Genomic DNA, 24810 nt, shown 5'->3' with positions numbered 1-24810 from the left:
CTGTCCGACTATCTCCTCGCGTCTGTCACCGATCCGGAAGCCGCCAGCTGTTTCTGTGCGCTGCGAGCCTTCAAAGCCAGCCACAAGAGCACGACGCACGGCAGCAGCAACGCCCAGAACGCTGTGTGCCGATACGCGAGAGCGCCAAGGATTGCGCCAGCTGCGAACGCGAAAATCGTCGGCAACATCTTCCCCAGTCGCGTTCGCGCCACCGCTCGTGCTTCGGATGGCATCTGCGGCGACAGGATGTCGATCGTGTCGAGCACGGCCTGCGTCACGTTGCCCGTCATCACGGTGTTGGGCACGCCGGGACGCGTGACAAGCCGGCCGTGCGCATTCTGCACGCCCATTGCCGCTGCGCCGATCATCCCGCAGACGATGACGGGCGTGCTATCTGCATGCACAACCGGCGAGACGCCGACACCCGCGAGGCAAAAGGCCAGCATGAGCGCTGCCTGAACAGCGTAGAGAACACACGCCGCGCGGTTGGGCGTCGCGGGTCCGACGCTCTTAACAAGCACGCTGCTGACGACCACGCCTGCAACGAATGCGGGGAACGCCATCAACTTCATGAACACGCCCTGGCCGAAACCCGCCGCTCCGGCGCCAATCAGCACGAAGTTGCCCGTCACGTGAGCGGTGAACAGCCCGAAAAGCGCGACAAAGCTAAGTGTGTCTACGTAGCCCGCGATGGCGGCGAGCACGCTGTCTTCAGATTTCATCGATCGTCTCCCATGCCGGGGAATGACATCGGATGGCCTCGCGACCGTCATGGCGCATCACCCCGCCATCCCGCGTCTACTGCGCAATTGCGTGAATCTCGGCGATATATCCACCCGGGAACTGCACGAGCGCGGCTTCGAGGTTATCCGAAGTGAACGGCGGGACCAGCACCGTGACGCCTGCCGCCTTCGCCTTCTGCAGCGTGTCGGCGAGATTCGTCACTTCATAGCCCGTCATCTCCCGGCCGAACGGCCAGGGCAAGTGGCCGTCGGTCACCAGCACCGTCATCTTGCCGAATCCCGAGTCGATCCGCACGCGTCGGTATGTATCGCCCGGCCGGCCAATTTCGACGCCAGGCGCGTTGTGATCATCGGACACGACTTTGCCATGCGAAAAAGCCACGAAGTTGCGAATCAATAGACTGGCGCGCTCCGGTGACACGTAGACCCGGTTCTCGGGCACCGTCTGCAAAGAATCATAGTTCGGCGCCTGGTTGTGCCAGTACAACTGCATGTTGACGCCGCCCGGCCAGGAGACGATCGCGTCACGTCCGATCGGATCGGGGAACGTCGCCACCGTGACGTCGGCGTGGTGCCGCCTGGCCGACTTGACGGCCGTGTCGATGTCGGTCACGAGATATCCCGTGCGCTCGCTACCGAACGGATACGGAACAGGCGTCTTGAAGCCGAACACAGACAACGTGCCGACCGGCGTGAAAACGAGTTGCGAGATCGTCTTGCTCGACGTGGGTGTCACCTGAAAAACGCCCTGTTGCGACTTGTGGCCGCCGAAGGTTGCGACAAGACTATCGGTGAATTTGTCGAAGTCTTCAGGCGCTACATAGACATGGGTGGTGTCGTATTGCGGCCCCACAGCGAGCTGCGGCTCCGCGACGGGCTGTGGAATTCTCGGTGGCGTAGCCGAGGCGACTGACGATGCAGCGAGACAGATGATGGCAAGCGCTGTCGCTGCCAGGGAACGAAGATTACGCATGATACTGAAAGTCCTTTGAGGTTTTACCGAACACCGGCATGGCCGGAGGAATGCTTGATGCCGGCAAGGCATGGCGCCATGACGAGCGCAGCGATGAGTCCGAGATGCTCGAAGAAGCCGTTCAACGCGAAAACCTGCGCGCCGCCCGTCAGGTCCAGAAGTCGTTCGCGACGAGCATCGCAACGGCCGTCAATGCGCCCAGCCCTCCCGCGCCCAGCCACACGAAGCGGTTGGCGATCACGCAGACCGAGCCGCCCAGTTCGACGACGATCGCGAGCGTTGCCCACAGCCATCCCGGATGAAGTCCGAAATGCTGCTGCTCGAGCACGGCGCCATGAAAGTTCGCGAGCTTGGCCACACCTCCAATCAGATACGCAGACACGAGCGCCGTGCGTGCCACCAGCGGCAGCCAGCGTTGCGCGAGCAACGCAGCGATCCAGTGCGGATTCCTTTGTGCGTTTGTACTCATGTCAGACCGCCCAGCAGGCGCAGCCGAGCGCGCCCCAGAACGAGCGCAAATCGGACGCCGGCGCGTTGTTCGACCAGGCGCGCGCATGGTCGTGGCCATGCACGGCACAACCATTCGAGCAGCCGCACGATAACGCCGCCATCTTCTGCAACGACGCCTCGCCCTCGCCCTTCGAGTCCTTCCACGCCGCGAACCCGCCAAAGCGGCGCACGGGTGACCAGTCGGGCATCGCCGGAGGTGGAGCGCTGTCGTCGAGATGAGTGAACGCCGCACTGCCATACACAATGCGGCCGCCAACAATCGTCAGATCCGACACCGTGTGCGCGATCTCGTCCTCAGGGCAAGCGAAGAAGTCGCGGTCGGGAACGATCAGGTCCGCGAGCTGGCCCACGGCGATCTGGCCTTTCTTGCCTTCTTCGTTGGAGAACCAGGTGACCTTCTCGGTCCACATCCGCAGCGCCGTATCGCGGTCCAGGCGATTACGCTGCGGATAGAGGCTCAGACCGCCGACCGTCTTGCCCGTCACGAGCCACGCAAGCGATACCCACGGGTTGTACGATGCGACGCGCGTCGCGTCCGTGCCCGCCGACGTTCGTACGCCCTTCTCGAGCATCCGCGCGATGGGCGGTGTCGCCTCGGCCGCCGCCGCGCCGTAGCGTTCGACGAAATATTCGCCCTGGTAGGCCATTCTGTGTTGCACCGCTACGCCTCCGCCGAGCGCCGCGATACGGTCCATCGATCGCTCGGAGATCGTCTCGGCATGGTCGAAGAACCAGTGGATGCCATCGAGCGGAATGTCACGGTTAACCTTCTCGAAGACATCCAGCGCGCGGCTGATCGTCTCGTCATAGGTTGCGTGCATGCGCCATGGCCAGCGGTTTTCGGCGAGCACGCGCACGACCTCTTCCAGTTCGTGTTCCATCTGCGGCGGCATGTCGGGGCGCGGCTCGCGGAAGTCCTCGAAATCCGCTGCGGAGTACACCAGCATCTCGCCCGCACCGTTGTGCCGGAAGTAGTCGTCGCCCTGCTTGTACTTCGATGTCTTCGTCCAGTTCAGAAAGTCCTGCTTCTCTGCGTTCGGCTTCTGCGTGAACAGGTTGTACGCGAGACGCACCGTCATCTGTCCGTCGCTGGAAAGTTTTTCGATGACCTGGTAGTCCTCCGGATAGTTCTGGAAGCCGCCGCCCGCGTCGATCACACCCGTCACGCCGAGGCGGTTCAGCTCGCGCATGAAATGGCGCGTCGAATTGAGCTGATAGTCGAACGGCAGCTTTGGCCCCTTCGCCAGCGTCGCGTACAGAATCGACGCATTCGGTTTGGCGAGCAGTAGCCCTGTCGGGTTGCCGTCGCCGTCGCGCATGATCTGTCCGCCGGGAGGCTCCGGCGTGTCTTTCGTGTAGCCGACCACGCGCAGCGCCGCGGCGTTCAGCAACGCCCGGTCATAAAGATGCAGGATAAAGACGGGCGTCTCGGGTGCCACGGCATTCAACTCCTCGATGGTGGGCAGCCGCTTCTCGACGAACTGGTGTTCAGTGAAGCCGCCCACCACGCGGACCCATTGCGGTGGCGGCGTAATCGCCACCTGGCGCCTGAGCATGTTCATCGCATCGGCCAGCGACCGCACGCCGTCCCACCGCAGTTCCATATTGAAGTTCAAGCCGCCACGCACGACGTGCGTATGGTTGTCGATGAGCCCCGGCAGAACGGATCGTCCATTCAGATCGACTATCTTTGTCGCCGTACCGGCCAACGACATGACGTCGGCATTGTCGCCAACGGCCGTAAATTTCCCGTCCTTGATGGCGATCGCGCTCGCTGTCGGGTTTACACGATTTAGCGTCGTGAAGCGGCCGTTGTGCAGAATCAGGTCGGGGGTTTTTGCGGAAGTGTTCATGAGCGGGTTTCTCCGTTGCCAGCAATCTTGCGAGCAGTCATGACGCGAGAAATGCCGTGCTGCAATGTGCCGGATGCTGCGCTCGCCTCGTCCGATGCGCGCGACATCGCTGCGTGAATGGTGGCGGAGAAATATTGCCTGCTGAGGGGAACAAGCTGCTCTCCACCGAGAATGCCGAGCAGCCCGACCAGCGCAACGAGCGGCGGTGCCGGCGACCGTACGCCAATCAGGTGGTAGATGACACCGACCAGAACGCCGGCACCTAGTGAAAACAGATAGAGTTTCATCGGTTAATCTCTCTTGCAGCTTGCTCACGACGGAATCGCTTGCGGTCGTTGCGGCTCCAGCACGGTGAAGCGGCCATCGGGCAGAATCAGATCGGGGCTGCCTTAACTGAATTTCATATGGATTCCTGATGGCCGGCGGCGCCTTGCCACACGGCCGGAGTCATGACATCAGTTGAGACAGTGGGTGGCCGATTACCTGGCCGGAACCGCGGGCACGATTTCGTGGGAACCGTTGGCGCGCTGCGGCGCCTTGTGCACCATCGTGTATGCGTAATCCACGCCCATCCCGTACGCACCAGAGTGTTCCCTGACGACGTTCATGACTGCGTCGTACGTGTCGCGACGCGCCCAGTCACGCTGCCATTCGAGCATCACCTGTTGCCACGTCACGGGCACGACGCCGGCCTGAATCATGCGCTTCATCGCATAGTCATGCCCGTCCTTCGACGTGCCACCCGAGGCGTCTTCGACCATGTAGATCTCGTAGTCGCCTTCCAGCATCGCGCTAAGTGCAAAGGTGTTGTTGCAAACCTCTGTCCACAGGCCGGAAACCACGATCTTTTTGCGTCCATTCGCAGCCAGCGCGTCACGAACCTTCTGGTCGTCCCAGGAGTTCATCGACGTGCGTTCGAGCACCGGCTGACCGGGAAACACGTCGAGCAGTTCGGGGTAGGTGAAGCCCGAGAAGCTTTGCGATTCGACCGACGTAATGGTGGTGGGAATGCCGAATAGCTTCGCTGCCTTGGCGAGACCCACCACATTGTTCTTCAGCACCTGCCGGTCAATGGATTGGACACCGAATGCCATCTGAGGCTGTTGGTCAATGAAAAGCAGTTGGGAGTTTTGCGGGGTCAGTACTTCGAGCTTGGGGTTGGTCATGATGGGTTCCGATCAGTGTGTCTGGATAATCAGGCTTGCTTCAGCGTTTCGATGGCATCGAGCACGTGCGTGCTGTACGTGATGGCGGCGCCGGCGTTCAGGTTGATGGCAACGCCCAGCGCTTCTGCGATTTCCGCATCGGACACGCCGAGCTTGACGGCCTCTGCCGAATGAAAGGCGATACAACCATCACAGCGCGTGGTGACTGCGACGGCCAGCGCGATGAGCTCACGCGTCTTCGCGCCGAGATGGTTCGTGTTGGCGCCCGCACCTGCGATGAGGCCAAAACCGCGAAGGGTGTCCGGCGTGCGTGTGGACAGTTCCTTGAGGCGAACATTGATGTCCTGAATCGTTTCTTTCCACTCAATCATGAGATGACTCCAATACGGATACATGGGGAGCAGGCGCACGAGCGGACCACTCAACCGGCCCACGGTTCGCCCCGCTTCGGATCGATGTGATTCATCGGCTCCGGGCGTCAACGAATTGACTGGGATGAATGCTAGTCGCGGCCGTGAAACGCGTCCTTGAAATACGTTCCGGCCCAGCAAAAAATTTTATATCTAATTGATTTATATACACTTTTAGTGTACTATCCAAGCGAACGAATCGGCATGTAACGACCTTCACCACCTGCGTAGTGGTTGGCGAAGATGAGGTTGGCGAACATGAACCTTGTTGAGATGCTCCAGGCCGCCGGCATCGACGGAAACAAGGCCGACTTCTATCTGGCCTCGCTGGAACTCGGCGAGTCCACCGTCGCTTCGATCGCCCAGAAGGCGGGCATCGGCCGCACCAATGCATACGAAGTGCTCGACCGGTTGCTCGCCGACGGACTCGTCGCGACCGTGCAGAAAGGCGCGCGCAGCTATGTGATTCCGCAGGATCCGATCGCGCTGCTCAGGCGTATCGAGGCGCAGCGTCAGCTCGTTCAGGAAGTGCTCCCGCGGCTGCGCTCGATTCACAACTCAGCAGGTGGAAAACCGCGGGTGCGCTATTTTCCGGGTATCGAAGGGATCAAGACTGTGCTCAACGAAACGCTCGAATGTCAGAGTAAAGAGTTGCGCGCGGTGATGTCTAACAGTGAGCTGTTTCAGACACCGGGTTTTGAGGTCATCAGGGACGTCGCGGTGCGACGCATCCGCGCGGGTATCAATCTGCGCGTGATCCGCTCGGGCCCCGGCGATACGCGCGATCTGTGGCGATCGTCGAAGCGCGATCTCCGTGAACTCCGTTTCTCGCCCGCCGATTTCGAAGTCGGTATCACGACCTATCTCTACGACGACACTGTGGCCTTCGTTTCATCGCGGGCCGAGCACTACGCGCTGTCCATTCAAAGCGCGGAGTTCTTTGCGTTCGAGTGCAGTCTGTTCGAAGTGCTGTGGGGCGCGAGCACGCCCGATCGGTTCGACAAACCCGCCTGAACCGCTTTCGTTCGCTCGTCCAACGTGGCCTCGGCCAACACGGCAGCGGCTTCATCGAACGTTCACTAGACTGGCGAAGCTGCGCTTTGCACGGTATGGTGGGCGTTGCGGCCGGTAGCCTGTCCGCGTCGTGTCCAAGGTTCGCCTTCCAACACAGCCGGAAAGAGTTAGGTTGGCTCGACCACCGCTGCCCTGTGTCCGTTTTGGATAACCATTGGCGCAGGGCTTACGACCAGAGACTGAGGATTGAACTGTGAGCGACTTCGTTATCGCGTTGATCGTGTTTGTATGTGTATTCGGCAGCGCGCTGCTTGGCTTGTACCTGCGTACCATGCTGCCGCAGCATCACCTTGGCGACGATTCAGTCGGTGTCGTAAAGCTGGCGACCGGCCTGATCGCAACGATGGCCGCGTTGGTGCTTGGCCTGCTGATCTCGTCGGCGAAAAGCTCATTCGATACAGTGAACAGTGAACTTGTGCACAATGCCGCCGGCGTCGTTCGCCTCGATCGCGTGCTAGCCCAATATGGACCTGAAACGCAGGAGATCCGTGGCCTGGTTAAGCAGAGCTACGGCACGTGGATCCAGACACTCGTGTCCCGCGACCCTGCGGAGGTGGCAGCGCTTGGCAGCGTCGAGGCGTTAAGAGGGATGGAAGGCCTTCAGCACAAGCTGAAAGAACTCTCGCCGCGTAACGCAGAGCAGCGTGAGCTGCAGACGAACGCCATCCAGATTGCCGATGAAGTGCTGGCTGTGCGCGGACTGGCGCTACTGCAAGCGGTGGGCTCACTCCCCATACCGCTGCTGGTAGCCCTGGTGTTGTGGCTATCCATCATTTTCGGCGCGTTTGGCATGCTCACCCCCGCCAACGCTACAGTCATTGCAGCGTTGTTTATGAGCGCGTTATCCACTTCCGTGGCAATTTTCCTGATACTGGAAATGACCAAGCCGCTCGATGGACTGTTTACAGTCTCATTTGCCCCTCTGCGCGCCGCGCTCGCCATACTTGCTCAGTAGCGCTGCATAGAGATCAGCGCGGGAGTCGCCGCACAAGCCTGCCGAATTAGGGTGATCTACCACCCGTACTTGAGCTCAATGCCGGCGTAGTCAGCGTTGTGCCCACCCGCCTGACGGATCGAGTTCCCCACCTGGAAGTGCACGGCTTCAATCGAACCAATGAGGTTCGCCGCAATCGTCCAGTCCGCGCGCAACTGCACATACATCCCCGTCCACAGGCTGCCTCTGCCCGCCGTGCCCGGTACAGCCTGATTCGCCTGCTGATACACGGCGTCGCCGGTCGTCTCGCGCCACTGGAAGCCCAGCGCGCCGAGTAGCGCCAGATTGGCCGTCGGCTTGAGCGTGATGGATGGTTTGACATGGATGAGGTTCGAATAGCCCGTATAGCCCGCGAGCGTGAAGTAGTAGCCGTTCGGAAACAGCGTATTGAAGGTCTCGATTCTGCCGTCGTGCGGGTGGCGGTCGCCTGAAGCCGCGTCGACCTGCACAGCAACTTGCGGCGCCCAGGGCATGTCTAGCTTGTAGCCCGCGATCGAGCCGATCGCCCACGCGAGTATCGTGCCGTTACCGACCGTTCCAGTCTGCAGCATCCCTTCGACATCCCAATTGAAACGACCGCGTGTGCCGGAGTAGCGCAAATCCCAGACATCGCGGCGCTCGGCGCCGCTCGCATCCAGGTACCGCGCGTTGCTGCGGTTATAGCGCGACCAGTAGCCGGACAGATCGCCCGGCCCTACCGACTGGCGCTCGAAACGCACGCCGCTGAACGTGAGGTCGCGATTCGATACGTCGTCGAACACGGTTGCGTCGCGGTTCTGCACGGGTTGCGTCGCGTAGGCGATAAATCGCCACTTCTGGTATTCGTAGTCAGCCCAGAGCGCGTCGTACGTCTGGCGCACGTTCGGGCCGTCGCGCACGGAGATGAAACGCTGCAGGTCGAATGCCATCTCCTGGCGGCCGACACGAAACTTGAAGGTGCCGCCGCCGAGCGCGCCAGTGTAGGTGACAAACGCCTGTTCAAGATCGAGCGGGTTCTTGTCCACCGGCGTGACCACGTTCTTGCCCCACGCACGTGCGTCCTCGATCTGCACGAAGAACTGCCAGTGCTCGCCGAGATGCGCATCGGCATGGACCTCGACGCGCTGGATCAGATACGTATCCGACTGCGTGCCGATACCGAACAGCGGTGCGTTGTTGCTTTCGACGCGCTCGCGCATATTCACGCCGAGCGACAGATACGATGCCGGGTCGCCGCCGAGCGGAATGTACTTGAGACCGTCGAGCGGTTCGCGCGGCACGCACGGATTCGCGAGCACCGACCAGTCTTCCTGCCAGCGGTTGAACATGACGACGGGCCGCTTTGCATTGCAGGCGCCTGCCGATGTGCTGCCGCTCGCAGGCGCTACCGTATCGGCGGCATCCGCAGCGAGGCTCATCCCGGTTGCGGGTTGCGCGACCGTATCCGCGAAGCTCGCGTCTGCCCCCGTCAGCAACAGACCCGCGAAGGTCAGGGCACTGGCGGCCTTTTCGAATCGACTCCCGCGCATTGCAGTCGACACCATGGTTCCCCTCGCCATTGTCCGCGTGGGCTTATGTCCGGCCACCGCCCTGACCACGAATGCAACGCGTCATTGCGCCGATTTCGCGTGAATCTCGGCGATATAGCCGCCCGGGAACTCGACGATCGCGGCGTCGCGCCCGTCCGAAGTAAACGGCGGCACGAGCACCTTCACATCCGCGGCCTTCGCCCTCTCCAGCGTCGCGGCGAGATTCGGCACTTCGTAGCCCGTCACTTCCCGCCCAAACGGATAGGGCAGACGGCCATCAGTCACGAGCACGGTCATCTTGCCGAAGCCCGACTCGATACGAATGCGGCGATACGTGTCGTTCGGCCGGCCGATTTCGATACCGGGCGCGTTGCCCACATCGGACACCACCCGGCCGTGCGAGAATTTCACGAAAGCGTGAACCAGCTTGCGCATGTTTTGCGGCGACACATAGACACGGTTCTCGGGAATGGTCTGCAGCGCATCGTAGTGCGGCGCCTGGGTATGCCAGTAGAGCTGCATCTTAAGGCCGCCTGGCCACGAGATGATGGCGTCGCGGCCGATCGGATCGGGGAACGTGTCGACGATCACGTCCGCGCCGAGCACGCGCGCGGACTTCATCGCCGCGTCCATGTCGGTCACGAGGTAGCCTGTGCGCTCCTCGCCGAAGGGATAGGGAATGGGCGTCTTGAAGCCGAACACGGAGATCGTGCCCGACGGCGTAAACACGAGCTGCGACATCGTCTGGCTCGGCGTCGGCGTGACCTGGAATACGCCCGGCTTCGACTTGCTGCCGCCAAACGTCGCGACGAAGCTATCGGTGAAGCGATCGAAGTCTTCCGCCGCAACGTACACGTGCGTCGTATCGTACTGCGGACCGACGGCGACGTACGGCGGCAAGACGGCCGGTGTGGGTGGCGTCGCGAACGCAACCGGCGCGGCAACAAGACCGCTCGCAATCAGCACGGCGAGCAACGCAGAGCGAATCGTTTTCATGACGGAATTTCCTTGTCGTTTCATCGTTCTGTCTGATCAATCAGGTGCGGCTGCCGCCGGCCGCACCTTTCGTATCGCCGAGCATGGTCGCGAGCACAAGCGCCGCGATCAGTCCCAGATGCTCTAAAAAACTGTTGAGCGCCATGAAGCGCGCGGCGCCGGTCTGGTTCCAGAAGTTGTTGGCGACCAGCATGGCGATGACGGTCAGCACACCGAGGCCGCCCGCGCCAATCCACGTGAAGCGGCGAAATACGACGCATAGCGATCCGCCGATCTCGACCGCGACCGCCAGCGCTGCCCAGAGCGCGGGCGGGTGCAGGCCGAAATGCGCCTGCTCCGCGATCGCGCTGTCGAAATGCAGCGCCTTGTTAAAGCCGCCGATCAGCCAGGCTGATACGAGCGCGAGGCGCACGAGCGGCCCGACCCACGGCTGCGCAAGCAGCGCGCGGACCCATGTCGGGTTGCTGCGGCCGGACCATGCCGTCATGTCAGATGGCCCAGCAGGAGCAACCAAGCGCGCCCCAGAAGCCCTGCGCATCAGCGGTCGGCAACGCACGGCCCCATGCGAGCGCGTGTGCGTGGCCGTGCAAATTGCAGGCGTTCGCACACCCGCACATCGCTGCGGCCGCGCGCTGAAGCGGAGCGCCCTCGCGCTGCTGACTTACGTCCCAGCGGCCCCAGCCGCCAAAGCCGCCGTACTGCCGCACCGGCGACCAGTCCGGCATCGCGGCCGGAATCGGCGCATCGTGCTGCGAGAACGGACCCGCGCCCCAGACAATCTTGCCTCCCACCACCGTGAGCAACGCGGTGGTGCTGGCGATGTCGTCCTCGGCGCACGCGAAAAAGTCGCGGTCCGGCACCATCAGGTCCGCGAGCTGGCCGACTGCGATGCGGCCTTTCTTGCCTTCTTCGTTCGAGAACCAGGTGACGTACTCAGTCCACATGCGCAGGGCCGTCTCACGATCGAGCAGGTTGCGCTGCGGATACATCCGCAGGCCCGCGACCGTTTTGCCGGTCACCAGCCAAGCGAGCGACACCCAAGGGTTGTACGACGCCACGCGCGTCGCATCGGTGCCGGCCGAGACCTTGATACCCTTCTCCAGCATCTTCGCGACGGGCGGCGTGGCTTGCGCCGCCTCTGCGCCATAGCGCTCGACGAAGTACTCGCCCTGGTAAGCCATCCGGTGCTGCACCGCGATGCCGCCGCCGAGCGCGGCGATACGGTCCATCGAACGCTCGGAGACGGTTTCCGCGTGATCGAAGAACCAGTTGAGGCCGGCGAGCGGAATGTCCTTGTCGACCTTCTCGAACACGTCGAGCGCGCGGCTAATGGTCTCGTCGTAGGTGGCGTGCAACCGCCACGGCCAGCGATTCTGCGCGAGCACGCGCACCACGCCTTCGAGTTCGCCCTCCATCTCGGGCGCCATGTCCGGTCGCGCCACGCGAAAGTCCTCGAAGTCGGCAGCCGAAAAGACCAGCATCTCGCCCGCGCCGTTGTGGCGGAAGTAATCCGTGCCGTCGTGATACCGGGACGTGCTGGTCCAGTTCACGAAGTCTTCCTTCTCGGCCTTCGGCTTTTGCGTAAACAGGTTGTATGCGACCCGAACCGTCATCTCGCCCGCGTCATGCAGCTTGCGGATGACTTCGTAATCCTCCGGGAAGTTCTGCGAGCCGCCGCCCGCGTCAATCGCGCCGGTCACGCCAAGGCGGTTGAGTTCGCGCATGAAATGGCGCGTCGAGTTGTACTGATACTCGGGCGGCAGCTTCGGCCCTTTGGCGAGCGTCGCGTAGAGAATCGATGCGTTCGGATTCGCAAGCAGGAGGCCGGTGGGATTGCCCGCACCATCGCGCAGGATCTTGCCTCCCGGCGGCTCCGGCGTGTCCTTCGTATAGCCGACCACGCGCAGCGCGGCCGCGTTGAGCAGCGCGCGGTCGTACAAATGCAGTATGAACACGGGCGTATCGGGCGCCACCGCGTTGAGTTCCCCGATGGTCGGCAGGCGCTTTTCATCGAACTGATGCTCGGTAAAGCCGCCCACCACGCGCACCCATTGTGGCGCGGGCGTGATCGCGACCTGCTGCTTGAGCATTTCCATCGCCACGGCGAGCGAACTCACGCCGTCCCAGCGCAGCTCCATGTTGTAGTTGAGACCGCCGCGGATCAGATGCAGGTGATTGTCGATCAGGCCGGGCAGCGCGGCCCGGCCGCCCAGGTCGATGACCTGGGTCGAGCCGCCCGCGAGCGGCATCACGTCTGCATCGCTGCCGACCGCGACGAAGCGGCCATCGGCCATTGCCACCGCGGTGGCGACCGGGTTCGAACGGTCCAGCGTGGTGAACCGTCCGTTATGCAGAATGAGATCGGGTTGGGTGCCGGTAGTGCTCATGTGCGTCTCCTCACTTCGCTCAATTCGCAAATTTCGTTTGCTTCAATCAAAGGCCGAGCAACTGCTTGAGCGTCGGGACGGCCAAGGCGCCGATCAACATGCCGAGCAAGCCGATGAGGGCAATCAGCGGCGGTGCGGGCGAGCGGACCTTGATCACGCTATAGATCACGCCTATCAGCACGCCCGCACCCAGTGACACCAGATACGGTTTCATATGATCACTCTCTCTGACAAATTAACCTGCAGAACTGGGCGGTTCAGCTGCCCGAAAAAGCCTGGGTCGGCGAAAGCGAGGCCTCTGCGCCCAGGCGCTCGAACTGCACGGCGTCGTGCGCATGCAGCCCCGGTGTCGTTAGGGCTGGACATATCGCACCGCGCGCGTCACGCCGTTGCTCGACCTTCTCGTCGAGCATCTCGCGCACGTTCCGCGGGCGGTGCCTGAGCGCGTCTTACTTCGCCGGCACGGCCGGCAGCGCCTCATGCGGCGTAGCCGTGCGCTGCGGCGCCTTGTGGACCATCGTGTAGGCGTAGTCGATGCCCATGCCGTATGCGCCCGAGTGCTCCTTTGCGATGGCCATGATTTCGTCGTAGGTCTCGCGGCGTGCCCAGTCGCGCTGCCATTCGAGCATGACCTGTTGCCATGTGACCGGCACCACGCCCGACTGGACCATGCGTTGCATCGCGAAATCGTGCGCATCCTTCGACGTACCGCCCGACGCATCGGCCACCATGTAGATCTCGTAGTTGCCTTCGAGCATCGCGCAGAGTGCAAACGTCGTATTGCAGACTTCCGTCCACAGACCCGACACGACCACCTTCGTGCGCCCGTTCGCGGCCAGCGCGTCACGCACTTTCTGGTCGTCCCACGAGTTCATCGACGTACGCTCGAGCAGCTTCATGCCTGGAAAGACGTCGAGCAGTTCTGGATAAGTAAACCCCGAGAAGCTTTCCGATTCGACGGTCGTGATAATGGTCGGAATCTTGAACACCTTGGCCGCCTTGGCCAGCGCGACAACGTTGTTCTTCAGCACCTGGCGGTCGATCGACTGCACGCCCAAGGCCATCTGTGGCTGCTGATCAATGAAGATGAGCTGGCTGTTCTGCGGGGTGAGTACTTCAAGCTTCGGATTGCTCATGACGTGTATCTCCTTCGGTGCGGAGAAAATAAAACCTCGCCTCGCCGGCGTGACCGCGAGGAGTCCGATATACATTGCGCTGGGGCATGCGTCGTCCAGCGTTAACATTTAATACCAAACCCGGCGAAAGAACACCCCGAAAAATGAGTGCGATTCCGAGAATTGCACCTTTACGTGAACTTAACTACTCTTTCCCTTACTCGATCAGACCCGAAACGCTTGTGAACAATCTGTTGCGCAGTGCCTGTCGCCGGCCGACCGTCAAGGAGACTCGCATCATGAAGCCGTATATCCTCTCGTTCCTTGCCGGAATTCTTGCCGGTATCGTTTACAGCGCGATCGGCGTGCAGTCGCCGGCGCCGCCCACCGTCGCACTGGCGGGCCTGCTCGGCATTCTGGCCGGCGAGCAGATCCTTCCCGTCGCACGTCGAATGTTATTGGGCGTCAAGCTCAAAGCGGCGTGGAGCGAAGCGAAATGCAGCCAGCACATGTTCGGCCCACTGCCCGGCGGCCACGTTTCCGATGTAGCCGCAAAGGACAAGCAATCATCGTGACCCATCATCCTTCACACAATTCCGTGCTGCACAATCTGCCTGCACGCGGATGAGCAACGGCGAGCTCTTTCATTACCTGCTGTTGTTGATCTGCGGCGCGGGCGCACTCACCTGGCTCGCCGAGCGCATTGCGATCCCGCCCGCCGTCGTGCTGCCGTTCGGTGGCTGCGTGATCGCGGTCGCGGGCAAGCGCGCCCCCGAGATGGACCCGAACCTGATGCTCGCGGCCGTGCAGCCGCTCTTGATTTCGAGTTCGTTCTACACGGCCTGGAAGGAATTCCGCGAGGAGCCATGTCCCCCGCCAGCACGATTACCGCTACACACGCGCTTTACAAAGCGTTGGGTGCCGGCTGGCAAAGACAACCGGCTCCCCCGGCGTCGCCGCGCGGCAACCGTGATGCGGGCATGCAATGAATTGACTTACTGCACCAAACGTAAAACCTCAGCGTAACTCGTCACAACGGCTTCGGCCAATTCAATCGAGTCCGAAATCACCGCCTGTATCGGTGACATGGCCAACTTGTTGTCCATAAAACGAACGATTTAAATTCGATCATTCAGATCTGGCCATCCGCTGGTTTCCACTGCCCCTCGTCGTGCATAGAATGTAAACAGCGTTAAGCCGACGCGGTTCAGATCAAGCGGAGAGGATCATCATGAATATCACTGCATTTATCGCGGTCGTGGTTTTAAGCACTTCCCTGTTTACGCCAGCCTTTGCCAGTGAGCATATGCATGTGAATCACGATCACGAACACCCCCGTTATCAACCGCCTGGCGCAGACCAAGGCGGCGCGAATCAAAATACATCGGCGCAGGTGCCACGGGACAACAATCAGACCATTCCGGGCAGCAAGTAGGCGAGGAGCGCGTGCCTCGCCTTAGCGAGCATAGCGAAGCAGGAAATCCCGTAACGGCGGATTCACAATATCGGCATGCGTCAAATTCGGGGTATGTCCCGCTCGATCGACCATCACAAGGTCTTTGCAGTTCGGCAACCGGGCGGCGAGCGCCTCTGCACAGTCAGGGCTGATGGCGGCGTCGTCGCGTCCATGAAACACGATCGACGTATGCGTAATCTCGGCAAGGCGCGGCGTGATGTCGTCCCTGGAGACAAGCGCATTGACCGGGTGTTCAAAGTTCTCCACGCCAGCGTTCATCCATTTCTGGATCCATGCGGATGCCGCATACTCGGGACCGAACAGAAACGCCGACAGATTTTGCGCGACATTTTTAGCGCCGTTACGTGCCCATTCTGCTTTCAGCTCCTCGAAGGACTGCCGGACCGCTTCGGAGTCGACATCGCTTCGAGTCGATATCAGCGCGATAGCCCGAAAGCGGTCCGGCTCCAACAACGCCGCACGCATCGATATGAATCCGCCTTGAGACATGCCGACAAGCGATGCCGAGGCAACCTCAAGATGATCTAGCAAGGCAATGAGATCCTGTGCGGAGTCCCAGTAGCTGAAAGCTTGGGGCGCGGATCCGGTTGCACCGAAACCTCGCTGGTCCCAGACGACGCAACGGAACGCATCCTGGAGTTCCGCGATGTTCGGCTGGAACATGTCGCCGTCCATCAGGAAGCCATGACTGAAGACAACGACAGGCGCCCCAGAAGGGCCGAACTCATCGTATGCGAAGCGCATCCCTTCTCGTTCGAAAAACGGCATACCTATCCCTACTTTGGAATAACACGATGGATTCAATATAAGCCGGCCCCTGCTGGAAAGCCTGACCGTAAGAGCCGATTGCTTGTCAAATCGTCCAGAATTCTTCTTGCGGCCTAGCCTATTCAGGCATACACGACCAGGATCTCGGCGTTGAACGGGTACAAACGCAACAGCCAGTTCATATGCAGATGATCACGTCCCCATGTGAGTCGAGGCGATCGGATACATCGCATATCAGAACACGTTTCTACTCATTGACTGCACTCCTTACTTTTGGTTAAGTGACGTCTACCAGAGTTTTCAATCGACTGGCTTGCCGCAAGGTCCAGCCGCTGACCGAAGCGTCTTTTTTGTGTTCAAGGAATCCGGCAACGCGTAATGCACCGCCGCGTTCCACGTGGAGAAATGTTGGGTATGACGACAGTACCAATTGATGGAGACAAGCCCGTCTGGATTCTGCAAGGAAGTTTCGGGCGAGCAACGGTGAACTTCATTAGCCGTCCCCTTGTCGCCCACGCTCACTCCCAATACCAGTTCCTTTTCAAGCTTGGCGGAAGCAACTGCAATTTCCGTGTCGGCGCAGACGATTGCGCGCTTACTGCGGAGCGCGCACTCTGTCTGAATCCCTGGGTCGAACACTCGAAAAGGAGCAGCGACGACGAGCCTTCCCTGATCCTGTCCCTCGTCATCGAAGCCCCCTGGCTGCGGCAGCAATTGAAACTCGCCGAAAGCGGCACCGCGAGCATCTTCCCGAAGGCCGAGGTCGTCGTCACGCCGGACGTGCAGCACCACGTGGATCGTATCGCTGCGGCGATCACCAACCACCTGGTTGCCCACGACGACAATTGCTTGCCAATTCTTGCGGATCTGGTAACGGCACTCGGACGGGATTTTGCCGATCCTGCGTTGACGGCCGGCATCATCCCGTCAGGCAGACCGATCGATTTTCGCATCCGCAAAGCGGTGGATTTCATCAAGCACGCGTCGGTGACGAATCCCACCGTCGTCCAGGTGGCTGCTCAAGTCGGCCTGTCGAGGTCGAGATTTTTTCAGCAATTCCGGTTGTGCATGGGCATTTCACCGCAGCACTATATCGATTGGGTCCGCATGTCGCATGCGATCCAGTTGCTTGGCACTAGCGACAAACCCCTTTCCGGAGTCGCTGAAGAGTTGGGGTTCGAAGAGCACAGCCACTTCACCCGTTTCTTCGCACAACACATGGGGGTGCCACCCAGTGAGTTTCGCCGACATTCGGTGACGCTGAACAATCGGCGCGGCTGAACGGGGGTGTGGGACTGCGAATGATCCCCACACCCTCTGAAAGCCAGAATTGGTGTAACCCCGGAATCAGGCCGCGGACTTTTCTACTGCGTAGCCACTTTCACTGATGGACGCGTCGGCGGCAACCGGATTGCCGAGAACGCCCAGTCCATCGATCTCGATCTCGACCCAATCTCCCGACCGCATATGCACCAACCCCGGTGTCGGAAAGGGTCCGTATTGACGCGAGAGATCGTGGCCCTCGACATCATCCGGCTGAGGTTTCAACGCGCCGGGCGTTCCCATCGCAATCAGGTCGCCGGGCCGCAAGCGATAGCCCTGACTGAGATAGCTGATCACTTGCGCAACGCCCAATAACATATCGTCGAGCGGTGCGCTCTGACGAACGACACCGTTGATGCGAGTCGTGACAGTGTGCTTCGCAGGATCACCAAACTCGTCACGAGTCATCAACCACGGCCCATAGGATCCGGATGCTTCGAAATTCTTGCCGAGGCCGAATTGACGATTGTGCATCTGGAATTCGCGAACCGATCCTTCGTTGAGGCAGGTGTAACCCGCCACATGTTCCAGCGCTCGCTCCACCGGAATATAACGCCCAGGCATGCCAATGACGACGCCTAGTTCGCCCTCATAGTCGAACGCGCGGGCAACGGATTCCCGCGGCGCCAGAATCGGCTCGCCGGCGCCGACATAGGACGCTGCCGTACGCATGAAAAGGTGCGGATACTCCATCGACGTTTGAAGTCCCGTTTCCGCGATATGGCTCTTGAAGTTCAACGCCAGGGCCCACATCGCGTTCGGGCGGTCCAGGAAGGGCTTGAGCGTGACGTCAGCGAGCGCCCGGTCACCTTGACGTCCTTGTGCTGCTTGTTGCAAGCGCGTTAGCCCATCTTCCTGCTCCAGGATTGAAATGAGGTTGGACGGCAGGTCCGGCTCAATGTCGGAGACGGCAACGAAATGGGTCGGGCTGGTGACGATGCCGAGTTCGATGGGGCCACCGTCGGAGTAAGCAATAATCTTCATGATTGAGAGTGTCTTTGCGTTGGATTAAAAAGCTGGATCTGTCGTCTGAATGTAGGCGCGCTGTCCCAGGTGCATCGTTGACGCCAGTAGCGCGCCGGCGTTTGCGAACCCAATGGACGACTTGTCAGTGAGCCAAGCACGACGTGGCGAGTCTCAGTTCTCCGCCAAGGCGCTGTCGGGAAACTTTTGAACCGCTCTGCGACCGACCAGCGACAGGGCGCCGAGTGCGAAGATCGCCGCGCAGGCCGGCGCAACGGAGGTGAGGAGAATCTCGCGCACCGGCCAACCGAGCGACAGCAAGCCTCCACCAATCGCCGGTCCCACGAAGGAACCGACCCGCCCGATCGCATGCCCCCAGCCCACCCCGGTTGCACGAATCTCCGGCGGATAGAAGGCGACAGCGAGCGCGGTTTGACCCATGATGCCGTTGACCAGACCAGCGCCGATCACACCGATGAACAGCAGCACGATAGCCGGCGTCACCGCCACCTGGCTAAGGCTGCCGACGCTGATAATCACCAGCAACAGTCCCACAACCAGCGCCGATTTCACCCTGAGCCTGCCGGCAAGCGTCATCATCGTGACCGCCACCGTCATCAGGACGTTGCCGCTGAGACCACCGATACTGAAGGCCGCCATACCGACTGACGCATGGTCCGCCGAGAAGCCGAAGTCGACGAGCAGCGTCGGCACCCAGAACAGCAACGCATAGACGTCCATGAAGATCAGGAATGAAAACAGCCACAGCAGGCACGTATAGGCGCCCAGACCATTTTCGAACAACGCCTTGAGCGGGTTAGGCACACGCACGCCGGCGGCATCCGCGGCCACCGGGCTGCGCGCGGGGAGGATGCGAAAGAACGCAACAACCAGCAGGAAAGGCAGGATCCCGCCGGTCACAAAGACGGACTGCCAGCCAAAGTGACTCATCAGAGGACCACCTGCCACGCCGCCCGTGACCGCGCCCACGGACATGCCAGTCGTAACGAGCAGGGACGCCGCCACCTTGTGCTTCGCGCCAATGATGCCGGCCGCCGCCGTAATGGCGATCGGCAGTGCCGCGCCCAAACCGATGGCTGCGGCAAGGCGCATGACGGACACGCTGGCGATATTGGTCGCGTACGCCGTCACGAGCGTGCTCCCGGCGAATAGCACAACGCTCGCGACGCCAATGTAACGGTGTCCGAAACGTTCAGCGAGCGGCCCAGAAATCATGAAGCCGATCGCCGCGCCAATGTTCGTCGCCACGAACACGGTGGTGAAGAGCGCCGGCGCCAGATGCCATTCATATGCGAGCCTCGGCGCGACAAAGGAGATCGACGTGGTGTTGAATCCGTCCAGAACGATCACCAGGAAGCACACCAGCAGGGCCAGCACTGGCCCCACGCGGCGTGTTTTGGCCAGGCCGCCTTCCATGGACGGCTTCGGGTCTTTTGCAATCATCGAATCATCTCCTTTGCAACTCGCGCACGGGTACGCGACCAGGCTGACATGCTGTAGCCAGGCGCGAGTACACACCTGTTGAACTGACGCACCACCATGGACTCAGGCCCGTATAGACGCTGCGATGCGTTGCTGCAGCGCGGGGGTAAAAATGCGCTTGGGAAGCATGCAATGAATACCCTTGGGCGGAATGGTCGAGTAGACCGTTCCGGTCTGATTGGCGTATTGCGTCACACGGAAGCTGCCTGCCACGCTATAGATTCCGTAGCAATCTTCCGGTGCAATGCCACTGGCGGCGGACAGCCAGCTGATCATCTGGCGCAGGCAAGCAACCAGTGAATTCTCGAGGGAGTCGGAAAACCCGAAGCCGATCCAGTGGTCGGGGGTCTCCGCCATCGGCACATTCAGTGCGGCGCCTTTGTGCAGGATGTACTGGATGCGCATCTCTTCGAAGGCAGTCTCAATCGAGGTCTGATCGACGTTGCCTTCACCCGAGGCTCCCATGGAGCCGCCCGTCCACACCCGCGCACCGCTTACCTGTACAGGCAGGAAGATCGACGTGTCCACCCCCAGCACGGCACAGTCCAGATTGCCGCCGTAGTTGCCGGCGAGATTCGCGCTGATGGGTTTCTCTCCGGCTGGCTGCGTGGCGATATACGCCTGAAATGGCTGCAGCGGAATATTGACGCCTGGCACATATGCTGCGGCGGTCCTGTCCTTGTCGAATTTCAGATAGCGCAGGTAAGGCTTGAAATCGTGGGGCAATGCACCGACACCGGGAGGCGCGGAATTCCAGCCCCAGTCGATCGGCCGCATCTTCAACATACGGCACTCGACCAGATCGCCCGCTTCGGCACCGATGATCGAGACGGGCCCAATCAACGAGAAGGGACCGTTGGGGTACTTCTTGCGGATCGGCTCGCGCTCCTTGAAGGTCAGCCCATACTTGGCCTCATTGCCCCAATTGGTCCACGTGCCGTCATACCAGACGGTATCGCCCGACTTGATCGTGACCGCAGTCGGCGCGCCAGGCTCGATCTGACCGACCTTGACCGTGTCCAGCGACGGCACCAGTTTGATGGTCTGACCTTCGCGCGAGGCTGCCGCGACAGCCGCCCCTTGCGACGAGCCGCTCTGCGCGCGAGCTGCGCCGGACAAACCTAAAGCACCGGCCGCAAACGCACCGAAACCAAGCTTCAGAATCGATCGGCGGCAAGCGTCGGTGGCGTCACATGTCGAGGCATGCCTGCCGTCCGCGACGCCTGTTACGCCCACTGCATCGCGTTGTTCTGTTTCGCGTTTCATGAAAATCTTCCCAATATCGTTTCAATAGGACACGACGTGTCATCGCACAGTCGTTGCGCCGATTGCTTCAATTGCACCCTTGACGACCTGATCATCGATCTCCGAGGGCGCACCACTCGCGCCAACGGCACCTAACAGATGCCCGTCGACAAAAACAGGAAACACACCCCGTGCCGGCAGAAACGGGGCGAAATACCCAGCGCCGGAAACATTGCTGTACTCCGAAGGATCGTCTTTGAAGCGCTGCTCCAGCGTTGCGCCAGACTGGCCACCGAGCGCAACGGAGGCGAAAGCTTTGCCGCGGGCGAAATCAACGCTGGCAAATGGCGCGCCGTCCATGCGTACAGCCATGATGAGGTGGCCTCCCGGGTCGAGCACGGCGAAACTCATCGCGAGATGGCGGCTCTGCGCAGTTGCCGTTGCAATGTCGACAAGCTTCATTGCCTGCTTGATACTCAGCGAATAGCTTGCAAGCGGAGGCGCTGCCTGCTGCGCTTGAGTCGTGTCGGCGGCGCAAACGTTGCTCAGAAAAACGAGGCACGCCGAACCCAGCAATGTGGCTAATCCAGCCTTGTTTGACGGAGCTGAACGACGGAATCTCAAGCTAGTCTCCTCTTCATGACACCTCGAGCACCGCTCGATAGATGAAGCTTATGCTGGGGAGCGCGCGTCCCTATAACCAGAAAGATTGCGCGCTTACCAACAAGTCCGATAATTCTTGATCGGGCTTATCGCTGAGGACTTAGCCCCCAACGTCACCCTTAAAGTTGAGGGTGTTATTGACCCGATGCGGACGCCGGTGTAGCAGGTTTCGATGCAGCGGCCTTACGCTCCGCGTCCATGAGATTTTGCGGATAGTTATCCTGATTGCCTGACTCTCGATAGCCGTTCTTCTCGAGAGCCTTCAACTCGGCGTTCTTCTTTTCCCGCCGGGCCTTGCTAGCAGCCTTCCGTTGGGCTTTGGCGATCTGCTTTGGCGTTGATGCGCCCATGGAGGAGGACGCCTGCTCGCCACTAGTCTGTTGAGCCGTCGCCACAGGCGCCTCGATAAGCACCAAACCAAGCGATACGACGAGTGCAGCTGAAACTGCACGAAACTGGACCATGATTGAGTCTCTTTGAAAGTTGAATTACTGAGGGCAGCGGGACAGTACTGCACGGCGCCCCAGGACTACTCGATGAAGTCCTGGGGAAATGGCGACGGTCCGACTATGGTCCGACTGCGAGTCACACGCGGCAACATCTACAGGGGCGCTTACTCGGTCGCGAATACCGCTACGCCCGCACCCGCAAACTGCTCCGAGTGACCCGGTCCGTGGGGCACGAAGACACGATGAGACTCACCGTCCACCGCCACCGAGTGCGCGCCCATCGTGGTCGGAACAATCGCGACGATGCTGCGCGTAGCGGCGTCGATAATGCCGAGTGCCGGGTCGAACTTCGCCGTCTTGCTGCCAACCTGGGAGACGTTGTCGGCCGAGCGGTGACCGGCGGCGAGGAAGTAACGATTGGACACCGGGTCGTACACGACTTCGTCCGCGCCGCCGAACGGCAACTCGGCGACGGTTTTGCCGTTTGTACGGTCGATGATCACCGTAGTCTGCTTGCCGCCCTCGTCCGGATCGCATCCGATCAGTGCATCGTTGCCCGGGCCCATCGCGAGGCCGGTCGGGCCTTCACAACCCTTCAGCGAGAAAACGTTCGCAACGACAGGCTTGCCTTCGAGAACCGACGCGACCGGAATCACATCGACCTCCCCTTTCGGGTTGGCTTTCGTACCATCGTTGTTCAACAGGAAGTTCTTGCCCTTCGGGTCATACGCGCACGCTTCAAGGCCGGTCGAGTCCTTCAACGAGAGTCTCCCGATCACTTCCTGGCTCTCGGTATTGATGAAGGTGGCAAAAGGCGGTTCCTCTGCGCCGCTCGAGAACATCACGACATGATGCTCAGGGTCCAGGCAGCTCTCGTCGGCGCGAATACCGGACGTGCTGACCGTAATGGTCTTAACCAGCTTTTTGGTTGCGACGTCGATCACCTTGACCGAGTTGACGTCCCCGACGTACACCAGCGACGTGCCCGGCACCGGCGTGACCCCCGATGGTCCCGATTTGTCATGGCTGGGTCCGATGCCGGCGAAGTTCGCCGAAATCTGGTCGAGCAGCGTGGCCGTTTTTGTGTCGAACACGTCCAGCGTGGCGTTCGCCCCGTCAGCCAGGTAGTACTTGCCGTCCGCCGACGCACTGATGTCGAAGCCGAACGGCTTGGCGCTCGTCACCGGAATATTCGCAACCCATTTGGGCGCGGTCTCCGCCGCGCTGCTCGCCCACGTATAAGCGCCGACCGCGAAAGTACCCGCTAAAGCCAGGCCAAGGTATGTACGTTTCATGTGTTGACTCCTCCAATCAATCGTTAAAATTTCCAGCCGCAGCTGGGACGGGGGGCAGTTCCCCAATTCGGCTATCGCAGCGCAGACAAACCTGCGAAATAAGGGTGCTTAGAAAGCGTGATACATGCCGATTCGCACGTCAGCCTGCTGACCTGCCAGCGAGGGCGCGAAACTCCCGCCGATGACGGGGTCCACGCCGGATGACGCCTTCAGGTAATCCGAGGAGATATAAACCTGGGTCCGTTTCGACAGCGAATAAAGCGCCGCTGCAGTCACCTGATTCCACGTGTGGCCTTCGAAGCCGGTGTGCTGATAACCCAGAACCAGTTGCGTGGCCGGCGTGACCTGATACGTCGTCCCGGTTTCATAGACATGCATGACCGAGGTCTGGGCCTGGTACTTCAGGACGGTGTCGCTGAAGTCGCCGTAGAGCGTGAAGTCTCCAATCGCGTACGATGCGCCGATCCCGAACGTTCCCAGAGAGCTGATCTGGAACTCGGGCATCAGATCGGTCGCGGTATTGCCCGATACAGAGGCGACAGGTACATTGAAGAACGTGTGGACACCAATTTGCGCATAAGGATCCAGCGTGGGCTTGGCCTCGTACGTGTACGCTGCCCCCACAATCAGAGGTCCATTGGCGTATTGGAAACCGGCACTCCAACCGCTTCCGTCATGAAAACTTCCCGGCGTATTGCTAAAACCGTACATCGCGCCAAACGTGAAGCCGCCCCACACAGGACTCGTGTACTTGATGGAGTTGTTCAAGCGGTCATTGTTGGTGTGGTCGAAGTCGCCCTGATGGATCGCGTAACCACTGCCGGAGGCGCCCACGTTGAACTGCCCAAAGAAATCCGCGCTGAAGTCGAACTGCCTGCCCATTGTCAGCGTGCCGTAATCGGTCTGCAGACCCACCCATGCCTGCTGGCCAAATAAGGTGTTCGGCTGATTGAGCTGACCGTTGTTCAGGTTAAACAGCGACGACAACTTGAACACCGTCTTGATGCCGCCGCCCATATCCTCGGTGCCCGTCAATATCCATAGATTTGGAAAGAGCACGCCGCTATCGGCCTTGTAATTGTGGTGACCGCCTTCGTTGTCGACGAACGTGATACCGTCGTCCAGTTTGCCCGCCATCGTGATGCTGCTCTGCGCAAAGCTCGCACAGCTCAAACTAGCGCTGCACAGCCCCGCACCAATGACCGCGGCAATCAGCCTTCGTTTCATGTCTTCCTCACTCGCTCTTAGTAATGGATTCACTGCCAGCCGCTTCCGACTTCACAGCTCGCATTTATATATTCGTTGTACGAATCGTTTGGGAAAGAAAGACAAGCTAAAAGAAACACACGACGCACCTGCAAGACAGCCAGATTGCCTCGTTCGTCGCCTTAGCCG

Annotated in this window: 26 protein-coding genes and 2 pseudogenes; 6 read left to right on the top strand and 22 right to left on the bottom strand. The window is 60.6% G+C overall.

Annotation, left to right across the window (positions count from 1 at the left end; translation table 11 throughout):
* Positions 1 to 8: 8 nt before the first annotated feature.
* From PQR42_RS36385 to PQR42_RS36355, 7 genes and pseudogenes are all read right to left on the bottom strand, one after another.
* Positions 9 to 722, bottom strand: coding sequence for a YoaK family protein (locus PQR42_RS36385; protein ID WP_408215029.1), 714 nt, complete (start codon positions 720 to 722; stop codon positions 9 to 11).
* Positions 723 to 798: 76 nt separating this feature from the next.
* Entirely contained in the window at positions 799 to 1716 is a 918-nt protein-coding gene (locus tag PQR42_RS36380; protein WP_408390677.1) for a VOC family protein, read from the bottom strand.
* A gap of 23 nt (positions 1717 to 1739) precedes the next feature.
* A pseudogene (locus PQR42_RS36375) lies at positions 1740 to 2185 on the bottom strand (DoxX family protein).
* Between the two features lies 1 nt (position 2186).
* The gene (locus tag PQR42_RS36370; RefSeq protein ID WP_408390674.1) at positions 2187 to 4079 is read right to left on the bottom strand and encodes an amidohydrolase; all 1893 of its coding nucleotides are present in this window, start codon (positions 4077 to 4079) and stop codon (positions 2187 to 2189) included.
* A complete protein-coding gene (locus PQR42_RS36365) occupies positions 4076 to 4366 on the bottom strand; it encodes a DUF1427 family protein (protein WP_408215021.1) in 291 nt (96 codons plus the stop codon). The genes PQR42_RS36370 and PQR42_RS36365 overlap by 4 nt, the downstream gene beginning before the upstream one ends.
* A gap of 192 nt (positions 4367 to 4558) precedes the next feature.
* Complete coding sequence (locus PQR42_RS36360; protein ID WP_408215018.1) at positions 4559 to 5245, bottom strand: hydrolase; 687 nt, start codon at positions 5243 to 5245, stop codon at positions 4559 to 4561.
* Positions 5246 to 5274: 29 nt separating this feature from the next.
* Complete coding sequence (locus PQR42_RS36355; protein ID WP_408390671.1) at positions 5275 to 5616, bottom strand: carboxymuconolactone decarboxylase family protein; 342 nt, start codon at positions 5614 to 5616, stop codon at positions 5275 to 5277.
* Positions 5617 to 5913: 297 nt separating this feature from the next.
* On the opposite strand from PQR42_RS36355, the gene PQR42_RS36350 reads away from it, so the two are divergent.
* On the top strand, positions 5914 to 6669 hold the full coding sequence (locus PQR42_RS36350) for a TrmB family transcriptional regulator (protein ID WP_408215016.1): 756 nt from the start codon (positions 5914 to 5916) through the stop codon (positions 6667 to 6669).
* A gap of 253 nt (positions 6670 to 6922) precedes the next feature.
* Complete coding sequence (locus tag PQR42_RS36345) at positions 6923 to 7684, top strand: bestrophin-like domain (RefSeq protein WP_408390669.1); 762 nt, start codon at positions 6923 to 6925, stop codon at positions 7682 to 7684.
* 56 nt (positions 7685 to 7740) lie between these two features.
* Here the strand turns inward: PQR42_RS36345 and PQR42_RS36340 are convergent, their stop codons facing one another.
* The 7 genes from PQR42_RS36340 to PQR42_RS36310 all read right to left on the bottom strand — a co-directional run bounded on the left by PQR42_RS36340 (position 7741) and on the right by PQR42_RS36310 (position 13750).
* Positions 7741 to 9246 carry an alginate export family protein gene (locus tag PQR42_RS36340; RefSeq protein WP_408390667.1) on the bottom strand — a complete coding sequence of 502 codons (1506 nt, stop codon included), beginning with the start codon at positions 9244 to 9246 and terminating at the stop codon, positions 7741 to 7743.
* 66 nt (positions 9247 to 9312) lie between these two features.
* Entirely contained in the window at positions 9313 to 10227 is a 915-nt protein-coding gene (locus PQR42_RS36335) for a VOC family protein (protein WP_408390665.1), read from the bottom strand.
* A 40-nt stretch (positions 10228 to 10267) separates the two neighbouring features.
* The gene (locus PQR42_RS36330) at positions 10268 to 10714 is read right to left on the bottom strand and encodes a DoxX family protein (RefSeq protein WP_408390663.1); all 447 of its coding nucleotides are present in this window, start codon (positions 10712 to 10714) and stop codon (positions 10268 to 10270) included.
* A gap of 1 nt (position 10715) precedes the next feature.
* A complete protein-coding gene (locus tag PQR42_RS36325) occupies positions 10716 to 12614 on the bottom strand; it encodes an amidohydrolase (RefSeq protein WP_408390661.1) in 1899 nt (632 codons plus the stop codon).
* Positions 12615 to 12660: 46 nt separating this feature from the next.
* Positions 12661 to 12828 (bottom strand): DUF1427 family protein, encoded by a 168-nt coding sequence (locus PQR42_RS36320; protein WP_171926426.1) that lies wholly within the window; start codon positions 12826 to 12828, stop codon positions 12661 to 12663.
* 43 nt (positions 12829 to 12871) lie between these two features.
* Complete coding sequence (locus PQR42_RS36315; protein WP_408390659.1) at positions 12872 to 13027, bottom strand: hypothetical protein; 156 nt, start codon at positions 13025 to 13027, stop codon at positions 12872 to 12874.
* Positions 13028 to 13063: 36 nt separating this feature from the next.
* The gene (locus PQR42_RS36310; protein ID WP_408214999.1) at positions 13064 to 13750 is read right to left on the bottom strand and encodes a hydrolase; all 687 of its coding nucleotides are present in this window, start codon (positions 13748 to 13750) and stop codon (positions 13064 to 13066) included.
* Positions 13751 to 14028: 278 nt separating this feature from the next.
* On the opposite strand from PQR42_RS36310, the gene PQR42_RS36305 reads away from it, so the two are divergent.
* The 3 genes and pseudogenes from PQR42_RS36305 to PQR42_RS36295 all read left to right on the top strand — a co-directional run bounded on the left by PQR42_RS36305 (position 14029) and on the right by PQR42_RS36295 (position 15164).
* Positions 14029 to 14304 (top strand): XapX domain-containing protein, encoded by a 276-nt coding sequence (locus PQR42_RS36305; protein ID WP_408214996.1) that lies wholly within the window; start codon positions 14029 to 14031, stop codon positions 14302 to 14304.
* Positions 14305 to 14353: 49 nt separating this feature from the next.
* Positions 14354 to 14593: pseudogene (locus PQR42_RS36300) on the top strand (sodium:proton exchanger); the annotation flags it as partial.
* Between the two features lie 367 nt (positions 14594 to 14960).
* On the top strand, positions 14961 to 15164 hold the full coding sequence (locus PQR42_RS36295) for a hypothetical protein (protein ID WP_408214994.1): 204 nt from the start codon (positions 14961 to 14963) through the stop codon (positions 15162 to 15164).
* Between the two features lie 21 nt (positions 15165 to 15185).
* On the opposite strand, the gene PQR42_RS36290 is transcribed toward PQR42_RS36295, so the two are convergent.
* Positions 15186 to 15950 (bottom strand): alpha/beta fold hydrolase, encoded by a 765-nt coding sequence (locus PQR42_RS36290; RefSeq protein ID WP_408390657.1) that lies wholly within the window; start codon positions 15948 to 15950, stop codon positions 15186 to 15188.
* A 438-nt stretch (positions 15951 to 16388) separates the two neighbouring features.
* On the opposite strand from PQR42_RS36290, the gene PQR42_RS36285 reads away from it, so the two are divergent.
* Entirely contained in the window at positions 16389 to 17255 is an 867-nt protein-coding gene (locus PQR42_RS36285; protein WP_408390655.1) for a helix-turn-helix domain-containing protein, read from the top strand.
* 66 nt (positions 17256 to 17321) lie between these two features.
* Here the strand turns inward: PQR42_RS36285 and PQR42_RS36280 are convergent, their stop codons facing one another.
* The 7 genes from PQR42_RS36280 to PQR42_RS36250 all read right to left on the bottom strand — a co-directional run bounded on the left by PQR42_RS36280 (position 17322) and on the right by PQR42_RS36250 (position 24642).
* On the bottom strand, positions 17322 to 18281 hold the full coding sequence (locus tag PQR42_RS36280; protein WP_408214985.1) for a fumarylacetoacetate hydrolase family protein: 960 nt from the start codon (positions 18279 to 18281) through the stop codon (positions 17322 to 17324).
* Between the two features lie 153 nt (positions 18282 to 18434).
* Entirely contained in the window at positions 18435 to 19724 is a 1290-nt protein-coding gene (locus PQR42_RS36275; protein ID WP_408390653.1) for an MFS transporter, read from the bottom strand.
* A gap of 102 nt (positions 19725 to 19826) precedes the next feature.
* Positions 19827 to 21029, bottom strand: a complete 1203-nt coding sequence (locus tag PQR42_RS36270; protein ID WP_408390650.1) for an acetamidase/formamidase family protein — start codon at positions 21027 to 21029, stop codon at positions 19827 to 19829.
* Between the two features lie 39 nt (positions 21030 to 21068).
* Positions 21069 to 21632, bottom strand: a complete 564-nt coding sequence (locus tag PQR42_RS36265) for a GlcG/HbpS family heme-binding protein (protein ID WP_408214976.1) — start codon at positions 21630 to 21632, stop codon at positions 21069 to 21071.
* 173 nt (positions 21633 to 21805) lie between these two features.
* Positions 21806 to 22135 (bottom strand): hypothetical protein, encoded by a 330-nt coding sequence (locus PQR42_RS36260; RefSeq protein WP_408390648.1) that lies wholly within the window; start codon positions 22133 to 22135, stop codon positions 21806 to 21808.
* 149 nt (positions 22136 to 22284) lie between these two features.
* On the bottom strand, positions 22285 to 23415 hold the full coding sequence (locus PQR42_RS36255) for a YncE family protein (protein ID WP_408390646.1): 1131 nt from the start codon (positions 23413 to 23415) through the stop codon (positions 22285 to 22287).
* A 108-nt stretch (positions 23416 to 23523) separates the two neighbouring features.
* On the bottom strand, positions 23524 to 24642 hold the full coding sequence (locus PQR42_RS36250; protein ID WP_408390644.1) for a porin: 1119 nt from the start codon (positions 24640 to 24642) through the stop codon (positions 23524 to 23526).
* Positions 24643 to 24810 lie beyond the last annotated feature (168 nt).

It is taken from the genome of Paraburkholderia sediminicola (assembly GCF_046027355.1).
Classification (GTDB): domain Bacteria; phylum Pseudomonadota; class Gammaproteobacteria; order Burkholderiales; family Burkholderiaceae; genus Paraburkholderia; species Paraburkholderia sediminicola_B.
The sequence above is the reverse complement of the archived record's forward strand: the minus strand, read 5'-3'. Positions and strand labels throughout refer to the sequence as shown.

Bases quoted from the DNA above. Each gene is read 5' to 3' on its own strand.
- PQR42_RS36385 (WP_408215029.1), bottom strand. From the start codon at position 722: ATGAAATCTGAAGACAGCGTGCTCGCCGCCATCGCGGGCTACGTAGAC.
- PQR42_RS36380 (WP_408390677.1), bottom strand. From the start codon at position 1,716: ATGCGTAATCTTCGTTCCCTGGCAGCGACAGCGCTTGCCATCATCTGT.
- PQR42_RS36370 (WP_408390674.1), bottom strand. From the start codon at position 4,079: ATGAACACTTCCGCAAAAACCCCCGACCTGATTCTGCACAACGGCCGC.
- PQR42_RS36365 (WP_408215021.1), bottom strand. From the start codon at position 4,366: ATGAAACTCTATCTGTTTTCACTAGGTGCCGGCGTTCTGGTCGGTGTC.
- PQR42_RS36360 (WP_408215018.1), bottom strand. From the start codon at position 5,245: ATGACCAACCCCAAGCTCGAAGTACTGACCCCGCAAAACTCCCAACTG.
- PQR42_RS36355 (WP_408390671.1), bottom strand. From the start codon at position 5,616: ATGATTGAGTGGAAAGAAACGATTCAGGACATCAATGTTCGCCTCAAG.
- PQR42_RS36350 (WP_408215016.1), top strand. From the start codon at position 5,914: ATGAACCTTGTTGAGATGCTCCAGGCCGCCGGCATCGACGGAAACAAG.
- PQR42_RS36340 (WP_408390667.1), bottom strand. From the start codon at position 9,246: ATGGTGTCGACTGCAATGCGCGGGAGTCGATTCGAAAAGGCCGCCAGT.
- PQR42_RS36335 (WP_408390665.1), bottom strand. From the start codon at position 10,227: ATGAAAACGATTCGCTCTGCGTTGCTCGCCGTGCTGATTGCGAGCGGT.
- PQR42_RS36330 (WP_408390663.1), bottom strand. From the start codon at position 10,714: ATGACGGCATGGTCCGGCCGCAGCAACCCGACATGGGTCCGCGCGCTG.
- PQR42_RS36325 (WP_408390661.1), bottom strand. From the start codon at position 12,614: ATGAGCACTACCGGCACCCAACCCGATCTCATTCTGCATAACGGACGG.
- PQR42_RS36320 (WP_171926426.1), bottom strand. From the start codon at position 12,828: ATGAAACCGTATCTGGTGTCACTGGGTGCGGGCGTGCTGATAGGCGTG.
- PQR42_RS36315 (WP_408390659.1), bottom strand. From the start codon at position 13,027: ATGCTCGACGAGAAGGTCGAGCAACGGCGTGACGCGCGCGGTGCGATA.
- PQR42_RS36310 (WP_408214999.1), bottom strand. From the start codon at position 13,750: ATGAGCAATCCGAAGCTTGAAGTACTCACCCCGCAGAACAGCCAGCTC.
- PQR42_RS36305 (WP_408214996.1), top strand. From the start codon at position 14,029: ATGAAGCCGTATATCCTCTCGTTCCTTGCCGGAATTCTTGCCGGTATC.
- PQR42_RS36295 (WP_408214994.1), top strand. From the start codon at position 14,961: ATGAATATCACTGCATTTATCGCGGTCGTGGTTTTAAGCACTTCCCTG.
- PQR42_RS36290 (WP_408390657.1), bottom strand. From the start codon at position 15,950: ATGCGCTTCGCATACGATGAGTTCGGCCCTTCTGGGGCGCCTGTCGTT.
- PQR42_RS36285 (WP_408390655.1), top strand. From the start codon at position 16,389: ATGACGACAGTACCAATTGATGGAGACAAGCCCGTCTGGATTCTGCAA.
- PQR42_RS36280 (WP_408214985.1), bottom strand. From the start codon at position 18,281: ATGAAGATTATTGCTTACTCCGACGGTGGCCCCATCGAACTCGGCATC.
- PQR42_RS36275 (WP_408390653.1), bottom strand. From the start codon at position 19,724: ATGATTGCAAAAGACCCGAAGCCGTCCATGGAAGGCGGCCTGGCCAAA.
- PQR42_RS36270 (WP_408390650.1), bottom strand. From the start codon at position 21,029: ATGAAACGCGAAACAGAACAACGCGATGCAGTGGGCGTAACAGGCGTC.
- PQR42_RS36260 (WP_408390648.1), bottom strand. From the start codon at position 22,135: ATGGTCCAGTTTCGTGCAGTTTCAGCTGCACTCGTCGTATCGCTTGGT.
- PQR42_RS36255 (WP_408390646.1), bottom strand. From the start codon at position 23,415: ATGAAACGTACATACCTTGGCCTGGCTTTAGCGGGTACTTTCGCGGTC.
- PQR42_RS36250 (WP_408390644.1), bottom strand. From the start codon at position 24,642: ATGAAACGAAGGCTGATTGCCGCGGTCATTGGTGCGGGGCTGTGCAGC.